This is a genomic window from Oleiphilus sp. HI0123 (assembly GCF_001635315.1).
The window spans coordinates 1-693 of the sequence record NZ_LWGE01000534.1 but is presented as its reverse complement, the minus strand read 5'-3'; the positions used below and the strand labels follow the sequence as shown (position 1 = coordinate 693).

General features: G+C 44.9%; 2 protein-coding genes. One reads left to right on the top strand and one right to left on the bottom strand.

All coding sequences use genetic code 11. The features are described from left to right. On the top strand, positions 1 to 447 hold a 447-nt coding region (locus A3761_RS04960; RefSeq protein ID WP_156491609.1), incomplete at its 5' end, for a UPF0149 family protein. On the opposite strand, the gene A3761_RS25510 is transcribed toward A3761_RS04960, so the two are convergent. Continuing rightward, positions 398 to 693: ATP-binding protein (locus A3761_RS25510; protein WP_197472830.1), on the bottom strand; the 296-nt coding region annotated here is incomplete at its 5' end. The two genes, A3761_RS04960 and A3761_RS25510, sit on opposite strands and share 50 nt — an antisense overlap.

Genomic DNA, 693 nt, shown 5'->3' with positions numbered 1-693 from the left:
ATCGGGCCGGTAGACTTTGACACTAACACTCTTATCTCTGTGCTATTTGGCAATGATGATATCGAGCTTAGTGAATCTGAAATCGCCACTATTGAAAGCTGTATCGAAGAGATCAAGTCGACATTGCTTGAAGAGATTAATGAAGACCGCGATATACTCTTACCCTACAGCGATGAAACTGATGACGACAGCGAAACTCACTACGATGCCTGTCTTGAAAGCTGGTGCACAGGCTTTATGGAAGGTTTCTTCTACAAAGAAAAGGCATGGTTCTGCAAAGGTGAAGATGTTACCGCCGAATTGCTACTTCCTATCATGGCCCTTTCAGGCCTATTTGATAGTGATGAGTTTCAAGAAATACGTCGAAACGAAAAGCTTTTATCCCAATTCGAAGAAATTATGCCGGAGCAATTGGTGGATATCTTTCTTTTCTATCATTCGGATTAAGTGCCAAGGTCGCCTCGACACAGCGGCCTTCATCACTATATTCAACCGTTTCACACAGAGATCGGACCAGCGCAATTCCGCGCCCCCATGGTTTAGTATTCATTGCCAGGTCTTCGTTCTGTGAAGCAAAATCAAAGCCTTTCCCGGTATCTCTGAGACTTATTTTCAACTCACTACCGGAACGCTCGTAATCAAAGCTCACACTAATGCTAATGCGGCCCGCATCCAAGGCGTCCATCCGTTCCT